Source organism: Thauera sp. K11, assembly GCF_002354895.1.
Classification (GTDB): Bacteria; Pseudomonadota; Gammaproteobacteria; order Burkholderiales; family Rhodocyclaceae; genus Thauera; species Thauera sinica.
This window is the reverse complement of the sequence record NZ_CP023439.1, coordinates 2909950-2930412: the sequence shown is the minus strand read 5'-3', so window position 1 is coordinate 2930412 and position 20463 is coordinate 2909950. Positions and strand designations below refer to the sequence as shown.

Sequence of the window (20463 nt, the reverse complement as noted above, 5' to 3'; positions counted from 1 at the left end):
CCTCGGTGGATTGTTGTTGGTATGCAATGCATTGATACGGAAGCGGAATCTATCGGCCTCCAGGATTCCTGTGAAGGAACGCCGGGAAATGTTCCATCTGGTGGAACGATGTCTGCCACGAAGACGGGTGGCCCGTTTTTCGCTGGTTAGCGCATGTGCATGGGGCTGCGCTTGCCGACGCCGCGGATCCGCGCCGCGCGAATCTGTTCTCGAAGCTGGAAGTGGATGCGCTGGCGCAGTTGATCCGCCGCTATGCGCAACGGGTCGAGGAAGAGGGCGCGGCCTGGCCTGGCGTACCGCCGCGAGCGGGACGAAGGATGGGTGATCGGCGGGCTTGCCGCGGGGGATCGCATGGCGGGGGCGGGCGCTATCCGACGGAAAAACAACGCTTTTTTTCGGCAGCCGGATTTGTGCACCGCAGGAATGGTGTTAGACTTCAATCATCATTGCTGCAGTGCAGCATGAAGAACACCCTGCATTCCTGAAGGAGCCCATGATGTCGAACATCGGCAAACTCATGCTTTCGGCCCTGTCGGCCGTCGTCCTGTCCGGTGCCGCGCCGGCGCTTGCGTCGCCGGATGCGGTGCTGTCCCTGTCGGTGGCGACGCCGTCCGGCCTCACCCAGCGACTTGAATTCCGCGGTGCCGAAGGCTGGCGTCTGCTGCCGGAAGGCGGTGCCCAGCCGGTGAAGCTCGCTTCGTCCGGTACGCCGGCAGCCGACGATGCGGTTGCTGTGCAGCCGCTGGCCGTCTTCCTCGATCGTCCGACGGGCAGCGCTTTCGTGTATCTGCCCGAAATGGGCTGGCAATATCTCGGCCGCAGCGAGTTCGGCCGCGCGGCGAAGTCGGATGCGGGTTCGATGACGTTGTTCATCGATGGCCCGAGCGGCTTCGTTTACCGCTATGCCGCCGACCAGGGCTGGAAATTCTCCGGACGCGTCGGCGATCGCAAGCTCTGATGCCGCGCGCCGCCGGCAGGCGGCAAGAAAAGAAAACGCTGCATGGTGTCCGCCATGCAGCGTTTTTTCTCGGAGTGCCCGACCGGCGGCGCAGGGTGGAGAAATCAGCGCTGGGCCATGCTCTCCGGTTGCGGCGCCTGGGATGGGGTGTGCGCCGTCCGGGCGTGATCGTGCGCCGATCGGGCCTGGGCCTCGCGGAGTTCTTCCGGCCGCAGCTTCAGCGCAACGTTCTCGCGTTCGCCCAATGCCTCGGTGTGCAGGGCGGCCGCGGCGCGGTTGAACCACACATAGGCTTCGACCAGATCCTGCTTGACGCCGGTGCCCGAGCGGTACATCCGGCCCAGCTCAAGCATCCCTTCGGCATCTCCGCCGTCGGCCGCCTTGCGCAGCCAGGCCAGCGTCAGGTCGAAGTTCTGCAGCACGCCCAGGCCGGTCCGGTAGAGCTTGCCCAACTGCACCATCGCGCCGGTGTGGCCGCTCTCGGCCGCACGCCGCAGCCAGTCCACCGCCTCTGCCGCACCAGTCCGGCCGCGGCTGCTGTCGTAGAGCATGGACCTGGCGAGCCGGTACTGCGCTTCGGGATCGCCCGTCTGCGCCGACTGCAGCAGCGTGTCGGACTCGTTCGACACGGGCGCGGCCGTCGTCGCGTTCGTCCGCCGTTCGTCGTCGCGGCCGTCCAGCACATGGCTGACCCCGAGCGCAACGCCGCCCAGCACGACCGCCAGCAAGCCGGCCGCCACGCCTATCAGCTTGCCCCGTCCGGCGGGCAGATGGCTTGCGGCGCCGATGAAGCGGCAAGAGCAGTCCAGGCAGCGATAGGGGTGGCTGCCCGGATGCTCGGACTTCTCCCGCTGAGAGCGCCATCTCGATTCGCGGCACGCTGCGCTACCGCATTTCGGGCATTTCACGATGCAACTCTCGCAGGGATATGATCTTTTTCTAGATTATCATCCTCAGCCGCAGGTGCCCACGGCGCCGCATGCGGTGCAGAAATCGCAGCCGTCCTTGCGGATCACCGTGTGGTTGCCGCATTCGGTGCACAGCGCGCCCTGCATCAGTTTCGGCTCGCTGTCGTCGCGCGGCGACTCGAGAATGCCCATCTCGCGCGTCGGGTAGCCTTTCTCGTCCAGCACGCCGAGCATGGCGTAGCGGTGGATGATGAGCTGGGCCAGGTAGGCCACCGTGCTGGGGTAGTTCTGCTGGCGCCTGGTGCCGGGCACGAAGGCCATGAAGTCGCCCAGCGGCTCGGGGTAGTCGAGCAGCTTGCGCAGCTTCATGCCGATCCAGGCCGGGTCCATGACGCGCATGTCGAGCGACAGGATGCGGGTCAGGCCGTCCAGCGCGCGCGGATAGTTGCCCGACAGCCACACCGAGTACGGGCGGGTGACGCCCACGGCGTAGCCGTCCTGCGCCGGCAGCGTGATTTCCTTCAGGCCGAGCACGAAGTCTTCGCCGGTGGCCGGGTTGTGGATGTCCACCGTCCACGACAGCGTGCCGTCGGTGCCGGTCTTGGGCTCTTCCAGGCTGAACAGGGTGTCCAGCACCGGGTTGGTTTCGTCTTCCTTGTCGAAGGTGCCGAGCTTTTCGCAGCGGTAGCGCACCACCTGGGCGAAGGCCGACACCGTGCCGGGAAACAGCTTCTTCTCGCCGTGCGGCGGGAAGGGCATCTCGAAGGATTTCTCGCCCACCGTGCGCGCCAGCGTTTCGAGCTTGAGCCTGAGCCAGCCGCGGTCGTTGGCGCGCATGTCCATCGACAGGGTTTTGGCGACCGCGCCCAGGCCGCGCGGCTGGTCGGCGCCGTTCACCCACACTTCGAACGGGAAGGTGCCGCCGTTGGTGCCGAACTGGCCGACGAAGAGGGCGAAGTCGCCCGTCGGGGTGTTGAGCATGTAGGTCCATGCCATGTTGCCGTCCGGCATCTCCGGGCGCCCCGGCCAGCGCAGGCTGGCTAGCACCGGCGCCGGCAGGCTCTTGATCGACAGGCGGCGGTTGGCGTCGGAGAGTTCGACGTCGTGCGGCTGCTTCTGCCCGGTCGTCGGCGTCACCGACAGCACCGAACCGAGCACGTTGTTCGGGCGGTAGGTGGCCAGGCCCTTGAGGCCGGCCTTCCAGGCGGTGAGGTAGAGATCCTCGAACTCGGCGTACGGATAATCTTCCGGCACGTTCACCGTCTTGGAGATCGACGTGTCGATGTAGGGCGCGACCGCGGCGACCATGTCCTTGTGCGCCTGGGCGGAAATCTCCAGCGCGGTGACGAAGGAGGCGGGCAGCGCGTCGACGTTGCCGCCGAGGTGCTTGTACAGGCGCCAGGCGTAGTCTTCGACCGCGTATTCCTTGAAGGTGCCGTCGGCCATGCGCTTGCGGCGGGTGTAGGTGTAGGAGAACGGCGGCTCGATGCCGTTGGAGGCGTTGTCGGCGAAGGCCAGCGAGATCGTGCCGGTGGGCGCGATCGACAGCAGGTGCGAGTTGCGGATGCCCTGCTTGCGGATCTTGTCCTTCACCTCGGCCGGCAGGCGCGAGGCGAAGTTGCCGCCCGACAGGTACAGGTCGGCATTGAACAGGGGGAAGGCGCCGCGTTCCCTGGCCAGGTCGGACGAGGCCAGGTAGGCGCGGTTGCGCATGTATTCGGAGATCCCGCGCGCCACGTCGCGCGCTTCCGGCGTGTCGTAGCGCTTGCCGAGCATGATCAGCGCATCGCCCAGGCCGGTGAAGCCCAGGCCCACGCGGCGCTTGGACTGTGCTTCGGCATGCTGCTGCTCGAGCGGCCAGTGGGTGGCCTCGAGCACGTTGTCGAGCATGCGGATGGAGATGTCGACCACCTTGCCGAAGGCGGCGTAGTCGAACTCCGCCTTGTCGGCGAAGGGATGCTTGATGAACGGCGTCAGGTTGATCGAACCCAGGCAGCAGCAGCCATAGGGCGGCAGCGGCTGTTCGGCGCACGGGTTGGTGGCCTCGATGGTCTCGCAGTAGTACAGGTTGTTGTCCTGGTTCATGCGGTCCAGGAACAGGATGCCCGGTTCGGCGTGATCGTAGGTGGAGCGCATGATCTGGTCCCACAGATCGTGCGCGCGCACCTTGCGGTACACCCACATGCCGTCGTCGCGCTGGTAGGCGCCGGCCTGCTTCAGGTCCTCGGTCGGTTCGGCCTTGTGCACCAGTTCGACGTCGCCGCCGGCTTCGACCGCCTTCATGAAGGGGTCGGTGACGCCGACCGAGATGTTGAAGTTGGTGAGGTCGCCCTCGTCCTTGGCGTGGATGAATTCCTCGATGTCCGGATGGTCGCAGCGCAGCACGCCCATCTGCGCGCCGCGCCGCGCGCCGGCGGATTCGACGGTTTCGCACGAGCGGTCGAACACGCGCATGTAGGACACCGGGCCGGAGGCGTTCGAGGCCGTGCCCTTCACCAGGGCGCCCTTGGGACGGATCGACGAAAAGTCGTAGCCGACGCCGCCGCCGCGGCGCATGGTTTCGGCGGCCTGGGCGAGCGCGGTGTAGATGCCGGGACGGCCGTCGACCGCCTCGGTCACCGAGTCGCCCACCGGCTGCACGAAGCAGTTGATGAGGGTGGCGGCCAGCGTGGTGCCGGCGGCGCTGTTGATGCGTCCGGCCGGCACGAAGCCTTTCTCCTGCGCTTCGAGGAACTTCGCTTCCCAGTAGGCGCGCTTGTCTTCGGCCTCGACGGCGGCAAGGGCGCGCGCGACGCGCTGGCGGACTTCGGCAACCGTCTTCTCGCCGCCCTTGGCGTATTTCTCGACGAGGACTTCGCCGGAGATTTCCTGGGCTGCCAGCGTGCCGGCGTCGAGCTTGGTGGTGTGCTGGATCGTTGCGCTCATGGTGCTTTTCTTCACCCTCGTTCTTGTATGTGGGACGGACTGAAGAATAGCGCGTAAATCCCGTTTTCGCAAAAAAATAAAAATGTTTTAAAACAGATATTTGTGATTATTTCTTGTGCAACATATCGTTCATTCGCACTAGATGTAGTATCTCCGGCCGTTGCCTTCCGGGAGCGGAAAATCCTTTGTTTTCGCGGAGTTCCGCCTGCCTGCGCGGGTTTCTCCGCAGGTGGGCGGGCGGAAAGAAAAGTGGCGCGGCCGCCTTCGACGAAGACTGGAGCTGCGGCACGCTTTGTTCGACGTTGGCGTTTCAGACGCTGGCGGGGGAATGGTAGTCATGCCCCGAATGCGCATGGGCGCCATGTGCCGGCAGCAGTATGCCTTCCCCGCCCCGCGGCCCGGTTGGCTGGCGCCGGCGCAAGAAACATCGCGGCGGCCAAACCTGCGAAGCAGCGGCCGAAAATACCAACCATCCACGCCCCCTTGCACAGCCCGGCACCGTTTCACTGCCGATCCGGTTCAACGATAGCGTAGATGGGAATCGTTCGCGACTCAGCGCGGCATACCCGCTCGAACGCGATCAACGGTTGGATTCACCCACAATCAGTCACGCCGAAGGGGCCAAGCTCGATCTCAAGTCGGTCAGTGTGACCATCAGCGTCATCGGATCCAGCGGTGATGACTCGAAGCCGATCTGCTCATAAAAAGCTTTTGCCTCGGCGGAGAGCGCGTGCACGATCATCCCGCGGATTCCGATGGTATCCGCAGCCTGGATGACGCGTAGTCCGGCATCCCGCATCAAGGCACGGCCCATACCTCTTCCCTGCAGTGAAAGGTCTACGGCCAGTCGTCCAAGGACCACGACGGGAATCGGGTCTGGCATGTTGCGGCGAAAACGGCCCGGTGCGGCGTCTGCGATAATCGCGCTCGAAGCGAGGGCGTAGTACGCCAGTACGCGGCGATCCACGCACGCAACGAAAGTGCGGGATGCACCAGTCGCCTGATTCTTCAGGGCGCGACGTTTCAGCCAATGGTCGAGACTCTCGACGCCCGACGAGAACGTTTCAAGCTCGTGATGAGAGTCCAACGGCTCCGGCGCGCGAACCGTCATGCATTCTCCCAAGGCGCCGGGGTCTGCATCGTCTTGCGCAGACGCTCGTTGGGCTGAGGAGGCATATCGAGCCGCGCCAAGAATGCCTCATAGGCTTCCGGGCTGGCCGAAATGATGACCTGGTCGAGCAGAGCTTCCTCGGCAGCAATTCGTGCGGCTTCCAGCACGAACTCGCTGCGATTCTTCCCTCGCGCCTTCGCGGCGCGGTCTATCAGACTCCGCTCATCGGGTTTGATGCGGATATTCAGCGTTTCGCGTGCGCCGCGTTCGGTGTTTGGTGTCGCCATGACTGGACCTCCTGCAATTCACCAGTCTAGCGCTGTGTAGTGTCGTTGTCAGTACAATTTGAGTTGTCAAACGCCAAGACCACCCCCCATCTTGTCCGCAAGAAACCGCCCATTCACCGCCAACGCTGAAGCATGCTCGTCGAACGCATCCTTGAGGCAGGTATCCATGTGCCGGTCTATCAGTGCCAACTGCTCGGTGAGCATCCGGGTCGGGCTGTTCGTGCCGGCCTGATGCAGCTTGAGGTAGGCCGGCGGCAGCGCGAGATAGCTGCCCAAGGTGTCGGGCAGGTAGCGGGTGATGCCGGTGAGTACGTCGTGACGGACCTTGGCGCCGATGACGCCGCGCTTTTCAAGGCTGTCCAGGGCGGGGATGAGGGTGTTGGCCTTCTCGACGATGGCGTCGATCAGCACGCGGGCGTCCTGCGGCACGCGCTTCCGGGCGGATTCGGCCAGCGTCCGAAGCTCCTGCAGCAGGCGGGATTCGTCCAGTTCGGCGGCGACGGCCGCCGTGTTCGTCAATCCGCGTGCAAGCAGGAAGCCCGCGACGTAGAGCCCGATCAGGATGGCCCACCAGCCCGGGCCGATGAACCCGCTGAAATAGAGCGCGAGGCCCAGCAGCACGGCGCCGCTGCCGACCAGATGAGGGGTGCCGTAGAGGAAGTATTCGACCTTGCTGGCCACACTGCTCACAGGTAACCCCGGATCTGCTTGAACGCGGTGCGCAGGCTCTTGCGGCCGTCGAACACGCGTCCGCCGGTAGCGTCGGCGATGGCCTTCAGTTCGTCGGCGTCCGCGTCGCCGAAGAGCACGACGAACACGGGAATGCTCTTTTGCGCGGAGGGCAGCCCTGCATACCAGCGGAGGAATTCCTCGCGGCCCATGCCGGCGGTGTTCTCGCCGTCGGTCATCAGCACGATGCCGTACTGGCGGCCAGCGTCGCGGCCCTTGTCGGACAGCGCCCTGGCGTAGGCGTGCTGCACGGCGGTGAAGATCGCGGTGCCGCCGTCGGGGCTCAGCGACTGGTTGAACCGGCGGATGCGTTCCAGCGTCGCCTGCACGTCGGCGGCGTTCTCCGGCATGGTCACCACGAGCGGCGGGAAGACCCTGTCGGAGAAGGGCAGCAGCAGGACCTGCTCACGCAACTGGAAACGGGCGAAGCGGCCGGTCAGCGAAGTGTCGTCGCCCGCCATGCCGGCGATGGCGCCCTGCAGTTGTTCGATGCCCTGGCCTTTCATCGAGCCGGATACGTCCAGCACGAAGTAGGTCGAGGCCGGGCGGCGCAACTGGGCCTGGTAGGCTTCGAGCAGCGCGTCCATCACCGTGCGCGAAGCGGGGAAGGGCAGTTCGATGAGCACGCGATCGGGAATGCTCGCGGCGCGTTCGACACCGGCGGTGATCGGTCGGCGCAGCGTGTTCCGGGTGATGAAGCCCTGCGTTTCCGGTTTGCGCAGGTAGGCGACCAGCCTGGTGTAGGCGTCGCGCTTGGTGTCGTTCAGCAGCATCAGCGGGTAGTCGGCCGTGACGATCCCTTCCTTGGGATACACCGGCACGAGCGGTTCCTGGAGCTTGCCGCCGGCGTTGAGCTGCAGGATGACCGACTCATAGTTCACGAGGCCGTCGAGTTCGCCCTGGCGCTGGACGTAGGCGTCGGCCAGCCAGCCGGACGAGCCGGCGATGAACTTCTGGCCCTTGAAGAGCGCGGCGAGCTTGTCGGTCTGGATGCTCTGGATGTCCAGCGCATCTCCGGTGCCGGCCAGCGCGGAGGCCACGCCGACCAGCGCGGTGAAGCCCGTGTTGGACGACGACGGGCTCGTCATCGCGTAGTCGAGCTTGCCCGTTGCAGCGGCGGTGGCCACGTCGCCCCAAGTGGGCTCGTTCTTCGTCCAGCCCAGCGCGTCGGCCTTGCTGCGCTTGACGCCGAGGATCACCGGGCTGGTCATGATGCGCTCGGAAGCCTTGATGCGCGGCTTGAGGCTTTCGGTCTGCTGCAGGTACTTGCCGTGGGACAGCCACACGGCGTCGTATTCCTCGCCGCTTTCCAGCGCCTCGACTGCGTCCAGCGAGCCGGTGTAGGAGAACTCGACCTGCATGCCCGCGGCGCGCGCCATGTCTTCCTTCAGCGGCGCGAGATCCTGCACTTCCGAGCCGGCCAGGATGCGCAGCGTGTCGCCGGACTGCGCGGCCGGGCCATCGGAGCCGCTTTGCGGTCCGCAGGCGGTCAGCGCCAGGACGGCGGCGAGGGTGGCGAGAGCGACGCCCAGCCGAGCGAACAGGGATTCAAGCCGGGACATGGCTTGCCTCCCGGGGCTCGACGGCGCCGCGGCGGGCGGCGATCTCCTGTTCGGCGCCGGTGATGAGGTCCTTCAGCATGGCGTTGTTCTTGGCCATGTTCTCCAGCGCCTGGCTGCGGAAGTTGTCCATGTTGTCGATGGCCTTGGTCGTGTTCTCGAACGCGGTCTTCAGCTTTTCGATGGCGACGACCGGGTTGGACGAGAATTCGCCGATGCGCTCGACGTGCTGGCCCAGCATCACCGAGGTCTGCTCGATGAGGTCGCCGATCGCGGCCGAGCTGCCCTTGAGCATGTCCATGACCTTGATCTGCGTGCCGGCCGCGCGCGCCAGCCCCTGCGCCGTGGCCAGCGCGCTGATGCCGGTGGTCGCCATCCGGTCGCAGCCGTTGATGAGCTCGCGGCCGGCCTTGCGCCAGACGCCGACCTGACGGTAGGCATTCACGTTTACCGCCTGCTGGGCCAACAGGTCGGACAGGGCCTGACGGGCGTAAAACAGCACCTCCTGTTCGAGCGCTTCGGCGCGGATGGTGTCGGTCGTGCGCAAGGTTTTGACTTCCTCGCTCAGGCGGGTGTCCAGCGCTTCGGCGAAGACAGTGGCTTCCTTGACCAGCCCCATCGACTGCCACAGCCTGCTTTCCATTTCGCCCAGTGCGGCAACGTCGCGGCGCAGTTCGTCCTGGGCGCCGCGCAGGTCACCCAGCAGCTTGCCGATGTGGCTGCCGGCGGAGTCGACCTTGCGCAGATAGGTCTTGAGCTTGCTGCCGAAGGGGATGAGGCCGAGGATCTTGTTCGGCGCGAGCAGGTCGCCTTCGCGTGCCGGGTTCAGATCCTCGAACAGGTCGCGCAGTTCGTTGATGGCGCGGAAGGCCGGGCTGTCTTCGAGGCCGATGAAGTTCTTGTCCATGAAGCGCCCGGTCAGCATGCTGGATTCCGCGATGGACTTGCGGCCGATGGCATTCGATTCGTCCATCTTCTTGCGGAAGGATTCGCTGCCGAAATCGGCCTGCAGCAGTTCGTGAACGTAGGCGTCGACACGGCGTTCGAGGTCGGACTGGCGTTCCGGCTTGACCGGCACCATGTCCGAAGCCGACCGGCGGGGCACGGGTGTCAGCACTTCGGGGGCTTCCAGCGCGGCGGGGGCTTCAAGGGTCGTCGTTTCGCTCATGGCCGTTCCTTTAACGAGAGAGTCGGGTTTCGATTTCGGAAATCATCTGCTCCAGGAAGTCATGCGCCGGGGCATCCGCCACGTCGATGATGTCGGGCAGGGCCATGCCCTGCGTCTGGAGTTTCTGCTTCAGCGTGTCGCCGGAACCTTCGACGCGGTAACCGTAGTCCGCCGAGATGGCCTGCACTTCCGGGTCCTTCAGCGCGGCGAGGAAGCGCATGCCGGGGTCGCTCAGCGCGACCGCCGTGTGCTTGGAGAACACCGTCGGCTGCGGATAGAGGAGCACCATGTCCGACTTGAGCGCGCCCTTCAGCGCCTGCTCGATGTACTGCGATTCATAGACCCAGACCAGCGGCACCTTGCCGAGGCCGATGGTCATGTAGTCCTCGAACGGCCCGGCGCTGGACGATTCCTGAAAGCCTTGCTTGGCGAAGAAGGGGACGACCTGGTCCGCAATCTTGCTGGCCGTCGCGCTGTCGGCCACGACGTCGCGGCCGTTGAAGAGATAGCTCGCCAGCGCCAGGAACTGGGCCGCCGAGTTGGAGGTTCGTACGTCCGTCGTGGAAATCAGGATGGACTTGCCCACCGCGTAGCTCTTGTTGCCCGGCAGGTCCCGCCAGCGCTCGCCCTTCGTCATCAGCGCCAGCAGCTTTTCCATGTCGATGACCCACAGCGCGCCATCCGCTTCCCGGACGATGCCGTTGGCCTTGAGCAGTTCGGCGACCGGCTTCCAGCTCGCGATGACCATGGGCGTGACCAGCACGGATTCGGCCGCCTTGCTCGTCACCGCCTGGCGTATCTTCGCCGCGGCCGGCTGGCCGGCGGGGAACGCCACGTCGAAGCTTGCGAGGTCGCTGCGCACCGCGATCTCGCGCGAACCGGCCTTGCGCGCCTCGATGATCAGACCCTGGCGGGCCATCGCCGCCTCGAACCTCGGATCGGTCAGCAGCGGCATCTTTTCGCTGCCGGTCAGCACTTTCACGACGATGTGGGAGGCCTGGGCATCGTTCGCCGTCTTCTTGCCCGACGACCAGAAGACGGCAGCGATGACCCCGACCAGCATCAGGACTCCGAGCGCAAGGCTCAAGAGTTTTTTGGCTTGCATTCCTGGATTCCTCCCATGGCGGCCAGCCCGCGGCGGCGAAACGATGCACGAACTTCCTTACGAAATTACACGTACCGCCAATCTGGTGCTACCACGTGTCATTGTCGGCACGGATCCGGATCTCCACCTCTTGGCTACGAGGAAGGGCCTATCCGCCTTTCCGGGTTGGTGTCGCGACGCCGCCGGACTGCGCTTTCTTGCCGCTGGGCCGCCCCAGGGCAAAAAGCCCCATCGAAGGCTGACCTGATCCTGGATGACCTGTTCGCCGGCAAGCCGGGAGCGCTGTCATTCCGCGAGTGCTGCGCGGCCATCACTGGCGATGTGCGCATGACTGGGCACTGGCACAAGTGCGACCCGGTGCGCCTACGGGAGGTCTTCGGCGATCGATACGTCGAGGCGCCAACCTCGGCAAGTCGGGCCGTGGCGCTGGGCGATGCGTTTCAGCGGCTGCGCCCGCCGGGGAAGAACAGCGACACGTAGGCGGCGAGGTGGAGTTCCGCCTCTTCCCGGATGTCGCCGATCGAACGCGGCTGCAGGTCCAGCGTCGCCCACACCAGCGGATCGACGCCCGCAACGGCCTCCTCGCTGGAGAGGGTGAGTTCGTCGGCGCGCACGATATGGTTGGCCAGATGCACGACGCTTGCATCGCGCGCGTACTCGCCGCCGAGCCGCGGCCGCGTCTGGGCGCCGATGACGCCGGCGAAGCAGCCCGGCAGCTTCCAGTGGTCCATCAGCGTGGCGCCGACCTCGGCGAAATCGCAGCCGACCAGGCGTTGCTCGGCCAGGTACAGCGCTTCGCCCGATGCCGTCGACTGCGATGCCGCATCCTGCGCGGGCCCCGGGACGTAGTGGTACATCACCAGGTGGCCGATGTCGGCCAGCAGGCCGATGACGAAGATGCGTTCCGGCGCCGGCTGCTGGCAGGCCAGCGCGACCGCGCGCGCGGTGAGGCCGCGCATCACGCTGGCGCGCCAGAAGCGGTTCATGTCCATCGATTCGGGGTGGATGCCGCGAAACACCGATTCGAGCGACATCGCCAGCACCAGGTCGTGGACCTGCTGCAGGCCGAGGATGGTGATCGCGCGATGCACGCTGTCGATCGTGCCGTCGTAGCCGTACATCGCACTATTGACCACGCGCAGCAGGCGCGCCGTGAGGGCGGGGTCGGCCGCCACCAGGCGCGCCACCTCGTGGATTCCGCCATCGGGCGAATCGATCTGCTCGCGGATGCGCAGATACACGGTGGGCAGGGAGGTGAGGGCGTCGATCTGGCTGACCAGTTCCTGTGCGGAATACATGGGCGCTCGTCCGGAAGAGGATGCAGTGATTATCGGTGATCGGCGCCGGGTCTTGAACCATTGGGCATGAAAACCAATGGAGCGGCGGCGGGCAGCTCCGGTTGCAAGGTGACATGATCGATGCCGAAGCGTTCCGCGAGCAGGTGGCGCTGGGCCTCGAGGACGGCCGGCCAGCGCCGCGCGTCCGCCAGCACCAGATGGGCCGACAGCGCCGGCCGGCGGGAATCCAGGCTCCAGATGTGGAGGTCGTGCACCGAGCGCACGCCGTCCACCGCCGCCATCGCACGCCCGACTTCCGGCAGCGAGATGCCGTCCGGCACGCCCTCCAGCAAGGTGTGCACCACGCGGCGCAGCAGGCCGAGCGTCGAGGCCAGGATGAGGCCGCAGATCAGCATGGTCAGCAGCGGGTCGATCGGCATCCAGCCGGTGAACTGGATCACCAGGCCGGCCGCCAGCGCTGCGACCGAGCCGAGCAGGTCGCCCATCACGTGGAGCAGGGCCGCCCGCGTGTTCAGGTCCGATTCGCCGCGCGTGAGCAGCCAGGCGACCGCGAGGTTGAGCGCCAGGCCGCCCAGCGCCACCAGCGTCACGGTCGCACCCTCGATCAGTCGCGGTTCGGCAAGGCGCACCGCCGCCTGCCACAGCAGGGCGAGTACGAGCGCGAGCATGAACAGTGCGTTGGCCAGCGCGGCGAGGGCTTCGACACGCGGCAGGCCGAAGGAGTGGCGCGCGCTCACCGGGCGCCGTGCGACCCGCGCCGCGAGCGCGGCGAGGCCGAGGGCGGTCGCGTCGGTGACCATGTGACCCGCATCGCCCAGCAGCGCGAGCGAACCCGCCCACCAGCCGGCCAGCGCCTCGACGAAGGCAAAGCCCAGCGTCAGCGCGAGGGCCAGGGGCAGCCAGCGGCTGGCGGCGTGATGGTGCGAGTGCCCCGCGCCGTGCCCGTGCTGCGGATCGTGCGCGTGATGGTGATGTTCGTCGTGCCGGCCGTGTCCGGCGGCGTGATCGTGTTCCCGCGCATGCGCGTCCGCCGTGCCGTGTGGCACGGCGTGGTCCGATACGGCATCGGAGGTGTGGCGGGAGGGGCTTGGCATGGCGGGAGAAGAGACGGGAGCGATTCAATTATGGCCTCTGGCGGGGCGCCTCGAAAGCGAGGCCACGGCCACGGCGAGGCGATCGAACGAAGAAGGGCTTCGCAGCTTTCGAGGCGCGCGACGCGGCAGGTCCGGTGGCGGGGGATGCGCGGAGCGGGCGAGCATTGTCCGAGTCCCGAGCGAAGCGAGGTCGAGTTGCGCAGAACGCGGAGCGCATCCCCCGCCACCGGACCGGATTCCGGGCTCTCGTGCGATCGCCCCGGCGGCGCCGGAAGACGGCCCCCGTACGTACCACGGGCGCTATGATCGATCCCCTGGTCCGGAGCGGAGAAAGCGATGCGCATCGTAAGCTGGAACATACAGTGGGGCCGTGGCGCCGACGGCCGCGTCGATCTGGCGCGCACGGTCGCCGTGCTGCGCGAGGCGGCGGCCGACGTGATCTGCCTGCAGGAGGTGGCGAGCAACTTTCCCGGCCTGCCCGGCGGGGCCCGCGAGGACGCGCCTGCGCTGCTGGCGGAGGCTTTTCCCGGTTTCGAGGCGGTGTATGGCGCCGCCCTCGACGTGCCCGACGGCGAGGGCGGGCGGGCGCGCTTCGGCAATCTGCTGCTGTCGCGGCTGCCGGTGGGGCAGGCGTTCCGCCACCTGCTGCCCTTCCCGGCGGACCCGGCCGTGCCCGGCATGCCGCGCGTCTGCGTCGAGGCAGTGGTGAGCGCACCCTGGGGCGGGCTGCGCATCCTGACGACGCATCTCGAGTACTACTCGGCGCCGCAGCGCGCCGCGCAGGTGGCGGCGCTGTGCGCGCTGCAGGAAGAAGCCGCGGGGCATGCGCGGATGACGCCGCCCGGCAAGGAATCCAACCCCACCTTCGCCGCCCGGCCGCGGCCCGCCTCGGCGGTGGTGTGCGGCGACTTCAACTGCGAGCCGGGCTCGGCCGAATACCTGCGCATGTTCCAGGCGCCGGCCGCCGGCACGCCGTCGTGGCGCGATGCCTGGCGGGTTCTGCATCCGGATGCCGCGCATGCCCCCACCGTGGGCCTGCATGGCGCGGAGTGGCCCGACAGGGCGTATTGCTGCGATTTCGCCTTCGTCACGGACGACATCGCTGCCCGCGTGCGCTCGCTGCAGGTGCTGGCCGGCACCGCCGCCTCGGATCACCAGCCCATCGTGCTGGAACTCGACGACGCGCCTTCCTGCTGAAACCGCCTGCGGGAAGGGAGGCGCACGGCACCGGACCGCGCGCCTTCCCCCGCGGCGGACGCGGGCCGGGCCTAGGTCTTGGGCAGCGGCTCGACCAGGTCGCGATAGGCGTGCCATGTCGCATGCCCGACGATGGGCATCGTCACGACCAGGCCGAGGTGGAAGGTGAGAAAGCCGACGATCGTCAGGCCGACGATGAAGAAGGCCCACACCAGCATCGCTGCCGGGTTGCGCAGCAGCGCGCCGAAGCTGGCGAGCATGGAGCTGATCGCATCCTGGTTGCGGTCGAGCATCAGGGGAATGGACACCACGCTGGCGGCGAACACGATGGTGGCGAAGACCAGGCCGATGCCGAAATACACGCCGAGGAATTCGAAGTTCCGCAGGCTCAGCACCTGATCGAGGAAGCCGGACAGGTTGGGCATCTCGTTGGTGTAGAAGAGGGCGAAGATGACCAGCGAGGCGCGCGCCCACACCAGGAAGACCACGCCCAGCACCACGGCGAAGATGCCGAGGTTGCCCACGTTGCGGCGCCACACCGTGAGGGTCGGCGCAAGCGAGCAGCGCAGTCCGAGTTCGCGGCGGCGGCTGATCTCGTACAGGCCCATGGCGACGAAGGGGCCGAGCAGCAGGAAGCCCGAGGTCAGCGCAGATGTGTACTCGTAGGCGTGCTCGAACACGAAGGTGATCAGGAGGCCCATGCCCGCGAAGCAGAAGCCGTAGAACAGGCTGGGGATGGGGCAGGACCTGAGGTCGGCCAGGCCGCGTGCCAGCCAGCGCAGGGGGGCGCCGGCCGGCACGTCGCGCACGGTGGGGAAGGGCAGGTGCTGGCCGTCGTCCAGCGGGGCATCGTTCGGCTGCGGCATGTCGTTCTCCAGGTTGGGCCTCGGGTGCAGCGGAGCCGCGTGTCGCGGTTCTTGTCAGGGTGCCGTGGCGACGAACGCCCGGATCGCATCGCTCACGGTCGCCGGCGCTTCGTCCATCAGCGCGTGACCGGCGCCGGGAATCCGGATCAGGCTCGCGCCGCCCGCCGCGGCGTGCAGCGCGTCGAAGAGGGGCGCCGCCAGTTCGGGCGGGGTCATGCGGTCGCGCTCGCCGCAGATCAGCAGGGCCGGGCAGCGCACCCGCGCCGCGGCGGCCAGGCCGTCCTGCCAGGCGTCGCAGGCACCGAGATCGAGCGCGAGCGAACCGGCTGCCTGCCGCTCCATGCGCCGCAGGTTGCGGGCCTGGAGTGCGTCCAGCCGCGCTTCGCCGAGGACATCGACCGGGCCGAAGGTCCATTTGTTGATCAGCGCGTGCGCAACCGGCGGGTCCTCGCGTGCCGCCTCGAGCAAGACCGGCGCGACCGGCATCGGCGCCATGCTCCCGAGCAGCACCAGTCCGGTGCAGCGATCGGGCGCCCGCACGGCGGCGGCGAGGGCGGTCAGCGAGCCCATGCTGTGGCCTGCGAGGCAGAACCGCGGCAGTTCCAGCGCATCGACCAGGCGCAGCAGCCATCCGGCCTGCGCGCCGACGTCGGCGAGTGCGGGGCCGTCCGATCCGCCGTGCCCCGGCAGGTCCGGCGCCAGGGTCCGCAGGCCCGCGCCGGCGAGCGCGGCAGCCACCTCGTCCCAGGTCTCGTGGTCGTGGCCTGCGCCGTGGATCAGCACGACGGCCGGCGCATCGGCCGCGGGTGCGCCGCTGTCGGCCACGCGGACGCGCCGGCCGTCGAACTCCAGTTGGGCCAGGGGCATGGGCATCGCTCAGGCGAATTCGTCGGGTTCGACGATGCGCTCGATGGCGGCGATGCGATCCTTCAGCGCGAGCTTGCGCTTCTTGAGCCGGCGCAGCATCAGTTCGTCGTCGATCGGTGCGGCGGTGAGGCGCGCGATGGCTTCATCGAGGTCGCGGTGTTCCATCCGCAAGTCTTCCAGACGGGCTCGCAGGCTGGTTACGTCGTCGAAGGACGCATCGTTCATCGAGTCACCTGCATGGGCGGGAGGCGCTTGCGCGCCGGGGAGTGCTCGATCGGATGGTATGCGGCTGTCCGGAGAATGACAACCACGAGGCGCCGCCGTGCGGGACCCGAGGCCGAGGATGGCAGCGGCGCAGGGCATCGCTTAACATTCCGTGCTTGACGGACGGACCAGCGGCTTGATTCGTGAGCAAGGCATTCACCAGGGAAGGCGACGGCCAGGACGACGAGGACGAGGAACTCTCGCCCTCCTTGCGCCTGCCGCCCGGCAGCAAGAACTACATGACGCGCCGCGGCTACGATGCGCTGCGCGCCGAACTCGACCAACTGGTGCGGGTCGAGCGGCCCCGGCTGGTCGAGACCGTGGCGTGGGCGGCCGGCAACGGCGATCGCTCCGAGAACGGCGACTACATCTACGGCAAGCGCCGGCTGCGCGAGATCGACCGCCGCATCCGCTTCCTGATCAAGCGCATCGAGAGCGCCGACGTCGTCGACCCCGAGCGCCAGCGCGAACTGGACCAGGTCTTCTTCGGCGCGACGGTGACGATAGAGGACGTCGATTCCGCCGAGCAGCAGACCTGGCAGATCGTCGGCGTGGACGAGGCGAACGCTTTCGACGGGCGCATCAGTTGGATCTCGCCGCTGGCGCGCGCGCTGCTGAAGGCGAGGGAGGGCGATACGGTGCGCTTCCAGAGCCCGGCGGGGCTGCGCGAGGTCGAGATCGTCGCGATCCGCTACGTCTGAGATGCGGGCGGGCACCGTGCCCGCACCCGGCGCGGCCGGGAGACGCGGGCTTGAAAGCGGCGCGACCGGCCCCAGATAACGCTCCACCGAATCCATGACCAAGACGGAGCCGCATCCATGTCCGAAACCGCCGCAGCCGCCCAGACGCTGAACTTCCAGGCCGAGGTGAAGCAACTGCTTCACCTGATGATCCACTCGCTGTATTCCAACCGCGAGATCTTCCTGCGCGAACTCGTCTCCAACGCTTCCGACGCCTGCGACAAGCTGCGCTTCGAGGCGCTCGACGACGGCGCGCTGTACGAGGACGATCCCGACCTCAGGATCCGCATCGGCTTCGATGCCGAGGCCAGGACCATCACCGTTGCCGACAACGGCATCGGCATGAGCCGCGACGAGGCGATCGCCCATCTGGGCACCATCGCGAAGTCCGGCACCAGGGAATTCTTCGGCCAGCTCACCGGCGACCAGAAGAAGGACGCCCACCTGATCGGCCAGTTCGGCGTTGGTTTCTACTCCGCCTTCATCGTCGCCGACAAGGTCACCGTGGTGTCGCGCCGCGCCGGCCTGCCCGCCGGCGAGGCGGTGAGGTGGGAATGCTCGATGGCCGGCGACGAAGCCGGCGCCTACACCGTGGAGCAGGTCGAGAAGGCCGGGCGCGGCACCGAGATCACGCTGCACCTGCGCGAGGGCCAGGAAGACCTGCTGTCGTCGTGGAAGCTGAAGAGCCTCATCCGCAAGTACTCCGATCACATCGTGCAGCCCATCGTGATGAAAAAGGAGGAGTGGAACGACGAAGAGAAGAAGCAGGTGCTCACCGACGAGGACGAGACGGTCAACCAGGCCAACGCGCTGTGGACCCGCTCCAGGAACGACATTTCCGAGGACGAGTACAAGGCTTTCTACAAGCACGTCGCGCACGACTTCGAGGAACCGCTGGCGTGGACCCACTCGCGCGTCGAGGGCCGCCACGAATACACCAACCTGCTGTACGTCCCGAAGAACGCCCCCTTCGACCTGTGGGACCGCAACGCCCGCCACGGCATCAAGCTGTACGTGAAGCGCGTGTTCATCATGGACGACGCCGAGAAGCTGATGCCGACCTATCTGCGCTTCGTGCGCGGCGTGGTCGATTCGGCCGACCTGCCGCTCAACGTGTCGCGCGAGATCCTGCAGGAAAGCAAGGACATCGACACCATCCGCTCGGGCTGCACGAAGAAGGTGCTCGCGCTGCTGGAGGGCCTCGCCAACGGCGAGGAGGCCGCCGACAAGGAGAAGTACGCCGGGTTCTGGGGGGCCTTCGGCAAGGTGCTGAAGGAAGGCGTGGGCGAGGATTTCGCCAACAGGGAGAAGATCGCCGGCCTGCTGCGCTTCGCTTCCACCAAGGCCGACACGCCCGACGAAGTCGTGTCGCTCGCCGACTACATCGGCCGCATGAAGGAAGGCCAGGACAAGATCTACTACGTCACCGCCGAGTCCTTCAACGCCGCCAGGAACAGCCCGCACCTCGAGATCTTCCGCAAGAAGGGCATCGAAGTGCTGCTGCTGTCCGACCGCGTGGACGAATGGGTGGTCGGCAACCTCGCCGAGTTCGACGGCAAGGCGCTGGTGTCGGTCGCCAAGGGCGGCCTGGACCTGGGCGTGCTGGAGGACGAGGCCGAGAAGAAGGAAGCCGAGAAGGCCGCCGACGAGTACAAGGAATTGCTCGACAGGATGAAGGCGAGCCTGGGCGAGCGCGTGAAGGACGTGAAGGTGACGCTGCGCCTGACCGATTCGCCCGCCTGCCTGGTGGCCGACGAGCACGACGTGGGCATGAACCTGGCGCGCATCCTGAAGGCGGCCGGCCAGGACGCGCCGGCTTCCAGGCCCATCCTCGAGATCAATCCCCAGCATCCGGCGGTGCTGCGCCTGAAGTACGAGGAGAAGCACTTCGACGACTGGGCCGCGGTACTGTTCGACCAGGCGCTGCTGGCCGAAGGCGGCAAGCTCGACGACCCGGCGACCTTCGTCAAGCGCATCAACCAGTTGATGATGGCGATGAGCGGCAACTGAGCGGCGAACCCGGCCCGTCGCGGGCCGGCGCGCCGCGATGCGGACGTGAAAACGGGCGACTGGCGGGATGCCGGTCGCCCGTTCCTGTTTGCGGCCGCCGGTACCGGCGGCCGCGCCGCGTTCAGCCCTTGATCGCTTCGAGCGAGACGGTGATCGTCACGTCGTCGCCCACGTTGGGCGCGTACTTGCCGGCGTTGAACTCGGTGCGCTTGATGACGACGGTGGCGTCGGCGCCGATGGCATCCTTCTTCAGCATCGGGTGCGCCATGTTGACGAAGTTGGTGACCTTCAGCGTCACCGGCCTGGTGACGCCCTTGATCGTCAGGTTGCCGTCGATGCTCGCCGGCTTGTCGCCCTCGAAATTGACCCTGGTCGACTTGAAGGTGGCGGTCGGGTACTTGGCGGTATCGAGGAAGTCCTCGCCCTGGATGTGCTCGTTGAAGGTCGAATGGCCGGTATTGACCGACTTCATGTCGATGACGATGTCGACCGCGCCGGTCTTCGCCGCCTTGTCGAGCACCACGGTGCCGGTCGTCTTGTCGAAGCGCGAGAGCTGCGTGGACATGCCGAAGTGGCTGTACGAGAAGCGCGGGAAGGTATGGGTGCCGTCGACGTTGTAGGTCTCCGGCGCGGCCAGCGCGGGGGCGGTGGCAGCGGCGGCGATGACGAGGGCGGCGGAAAGTCTGGCGAAGGCATGCATGGATTTCTCCTTGGCGGGATGGAAGTCGCGGAAGGTTGGAAGGGGCGCCAGAGGCTACTTGCCGCTGGCAGCGATGCGGAACTTGATCTGCACGTCGTTGGCGACGATGTCGAAGGCGGACCAGGCGCCTTCGCCGACGGTGAAGTCTCCACGCCGGATGGTGAAGCTGCCGTCGAACGTGCCGGTATTGCCCTGCGGCGTGAACGTGGCGGGGACGACGACGTCCCGGGTCTTGCCCTTGATCGTCAGCTTGCCGGCCACTTCGTAGCGGTTGCCGCCGAGCGCCTTCACGGTGCCGGATTCGAAGCGCGCGGTGGGGAATGCCTTGGTGTTGAACCACTCCTTGCCGGCGACTTCGCCATCCGATTCGGCCCCGCCGGTGTCGACGCTGGCGAGATCGACCTCGATCGCCGCCTTCGCGTTCGCCGGCTGCGCGGGGTCGAAGCTCAACTGGCTGGTGAACTTGCGGAACCTGCCGTCCATCGCCACTCCCATCTGTTTGTAGCCGAAGGCGATGCTGCTCTTGCCGGCCTGGACCTGGTTGTATTCGACCGCCAGGGCGGCGGGCGGCAGGGTGGCGCCCAGCGCGGCGGCGAGGGCGAAGGCGAGGCGGGTGCTCTGTTTCATGGTCATCGTTCCAGGGGCGATTCGTGATGGGCGAACTCTAACCGGGCAGA

Annotated in this window: 20 protein-coding genes; 4 read left to right on the top strand and 16 right to left on the bottom strand. The window is 67.0% G+C overall.

The genetic code is table 11. From position 1 onward, the window contains the following. Positions 1 to 146: 146 nt before the first annotated feature. A complete protein-coding gene (locus CCZ27_RS12645; RefSeq protein ID WP_157748574.1) occupies positions 147 to 440 on the bottom strand; it encodes a hypothetical protein in 294 nt (97 codons plus the stop codon). A gap of 53 nt (positions 441 to 493) precedes the next feature. Here CCZ27_RS12645 and CCZ27_RS12640 point away from each other — a divergent pair, with 53 nt between their 5' ends. Then, positions 494 to 958: a hypothetical protein gene (locus CCZ27_RS12640; protein ID WP_096448664.1), complete on the top strand. Its 465-nt coding sequence runs from the start codon at positions 494 to 496 to the stop codon at positions 956 to 958. 104 nt (positions 959 to 1062) lie between these two features. Here the strand turns inward: CCZ27_RS12640 and CCZ27_RS12635 are convergent, their stop codons facing one another. The 10 genes from CCZ27_RS12635 to CCZ27_RS12590 form a co-directional block, all read right to left on the bottom strand. Continuing rightward, the gene (locus CCZ27_RS12635) at positions 1063 to 1866 is read right to left on the bottom strand and encodes a tetratricopeptide repeat protein (protein ID WP_232516376.1); all 804 of its coding nucleotides are present in this window, start codon (positions 1864 to 1866) and stop codon (positions 1063 to 1065) included. Between the two features lie 45 nt (positions 1867 to 1911). After that, positions 1912 to 4791: an adenosylcobalamin-dependent ribonucleoside-diphosphate reductase gene (locus tag CCZ27_RS12630; RefSeq protein ID WP_096452513.1), complete on the bottom strand. Its 2880-nt coding sequence runs from the start codon at positions 4789 to 4791 to the stop codon at positions 1912 to 1914. A 607-nt stretch (positions 4792 to 5398) separates the two neighbouring features. Then, complete coding sequence (locus CCZ27_RS12625; protein WP_096448660.1) at positions 5399 to 5902, bottom strand: GNAT family N-acetyltransferase; 504 nt, start codon at positions 5900 to 5902, stop codon at positions 5399 to 5401. Next, complete coding sequence (locus CCZ27_RS12620; protein ID WP_096448658.1) at positions 5899 to 6189, bottom strand: type II toxin-antitoxin system TacA family antitoxin; 291 nt, start codon at positions 6187 to 6189, stop codon at positions 5899 to 5901. The genes CCZ27_RS12625 and CCZ27_RS12620 overlap by 4 nt, the downstream gene beginning before the upstream one ends. 66 nt (positions 6190 to 6255) lie before the next feature. Continuing rightward, a complete protein-coding gene (locus CCZ27_RS12615) occupies positions 6256 to 6879 on the bottom strand; it encodes a hypothetical protein (RefSeq protein WP_096448656.1) in 624 nt (207 codons plus the stop codon). Next, entirely contained in the window at positions 6876 to 8480 is a 1605-nt protein-coding gene (locus tag CCZ27_RS12610) for a substrate-binding domain-containing protein (protein ID WP_096448654.1), read from the bottom strand. Before CCZ27_RS12610 ends, CCZ27_RS12615 begins: the two co-directional genes overlap by 4 nt. Beyond that, positions 8467 to 9645, bottom strand: a complete 1179-nt coding sequence (locus tag CCZ27_RS12605; RefSeq protein ID WP_096448652.1) for a toxic anion resistance protein — start codon at positions 9643 to 9645, stop codon at positions 8467 to 8469. The genes CCZ27_RS12610 and CCZ27_RS12605 overlap by 14 nt, the downstream gene beginning before the upstream one ends. Positions 9646 to 9655: 10 nt before the next feature. Beyond that, on the bottom strand, positions 9656 to 10750 hold the full coding sequence (locus CCZ27_RS12600) for a substrate-binding domain-containing protein (protein WP_096448650.1): 1095 nt from the start codon (positions 10748 to 10750) through the stop codon (positions 9656 to 9658). A 440-nt stretch (positions 10751 to 11190) separates the two neighbouring features. Then, entirely contained in the window at positions 11191 to 12048 is an 858-nt protein-coding gene (locus CCZ27_RS12595; RefSeq protein WP_096448648.1) for an HDOD domain-containing protein, read from the bottom strand. A gap of 29 nt (positions 12049 to 12077) precedes the next feature. Next, positions 12078 to 13094, bottom strand: coding sequence for a cation diffusion facilitator family transporter (locus CCZ27_RS12590; RefSeq protein WP_232516374.1), 1017 nt, complete (start codon positions 13092 to 13094; stop codon positions 12078 to 12080). A 384-nt stretch (positions 13095 to 13478) separates the two neighbouring features. Here CCZ27_RS12590 and CCZ27_RS12585 point away from each other — a divergent pair, with 384 nt between their 5' ends. Then, positions 13479 to 14339 (top strand): endonuclease/exonuclease/phosphatase family protein, encoded by an 861-nt coding sequence (locus CCZ27_RS12585; RefSeq protein ID WP_096448644.1) that lies wholly within the window; start codon positions 13479 to 13481, stop codon positions 14337 to 14339. Between the two features lie 71 nt (positions 14340 to 14410). On the opposite strand, the gene CCZ27_RS12580 is transcribed toward CCZ27_RS12585, so the two are convergent. Genes CCZ27_RS12580 through CCZ27_RS12570 form a run of 3 tightly spaced genes read right to left on the bottom strand, consistent with a single transcriptional unit; the run spans position 14411 to position 16297 of the window. Beyond that, positions 14411 to 15205: a DUF2189 domain-containing protein gene (locus CCZ27_RS12580; protein WP_096448642.1), complete on the bottom strand. Its 795-nt coding sequence runs from the start codon at positions 15203 to 15205 to the stop codon at positions 14411 to 14413. A gap of 54 nt (positions 15206 to 15259) precedes the next feature. Further along, the gene (locus CCZ27_RS12575; protein ID WP_096448640.1) at positions 15260 to 16072 is read right to left on the bottom strand and encodes an alpha/beta fold hydrolase; all 813 of its coding nucleotides are present in this window, start codon (positions 16070 to 16072) and stop codon (positions 15260 to 15262) included. Positions 16073 to 16081: 9 nt separating this feature from the next. Further along, complete coding sequence (locus CCZ27_RS12570) at positions 16082 to 16297, bottom strand: YdcH family protein (protein WP_096448638.1); 216 nt, start codon at positions 16295 to 16297, stop codon at positions 16082 to 16084. A 182-nt stretch (positions 16298 to 16479) separates the two neighbouring features. Between CCZ27_RS12570 and greB the strand changes: the two genes are divergently transcribed. Beyond that, positions 16480 to 17037 carry a transcription elongation factor GreB gene (greB, locus tag CCZ27_RS12565; protein ID WP_096448636.1) on the top strand — a complete coding sequence of 186 codons (558 nt, stop codon included), beginning with the start codon at positions 16480 to 16482 and terminating at the stop codon, positions 17035 to 17037. A 117-nt stretch (positions 17038 to 17154) separates the two neighbouring features. Beyond that, positions 17155 to 19086, top strand: coding sequence for a molecular chaperone HtpG (gene htpG / locus CCZ27_RS12560; protein WP_096448635.1), 1932 nt, complete (start codon positions 17155 to 17157; stop codon positions 19084 to 19086). Positions 19087 to 19207: 121 nt separating this feature from the next. Here the strand turns inward: htpG and CCZ27_RS12555 are convergent, their stop codons facing one another. Further along, entirely contained in the window at positions 19208 to 19786 is a 579-nt protein-coding gene (locus tag CCZ27_RS12555) for a YceI family protein (RefSeq protein WP_096448633.1), read from the bottom strand. A gap of 54 nt (positions 19787 to 19840) precedes the next feature. Next, positions 19841 to 20413 carry a YceI family protein gene (locus CCZ27_RS12550; RefSeq protein ID WP_096452511.1) on the bottom strand — a complete coding sequence of 191 codons (573 nt, stop codon included), beginning with the start codon at positions 20411 to 20413 and terminating at the stop codon, positions 19841 to 19843. Between the last annotated feature and the right edge of the window lie 50 nt (positions 20414 to 20463).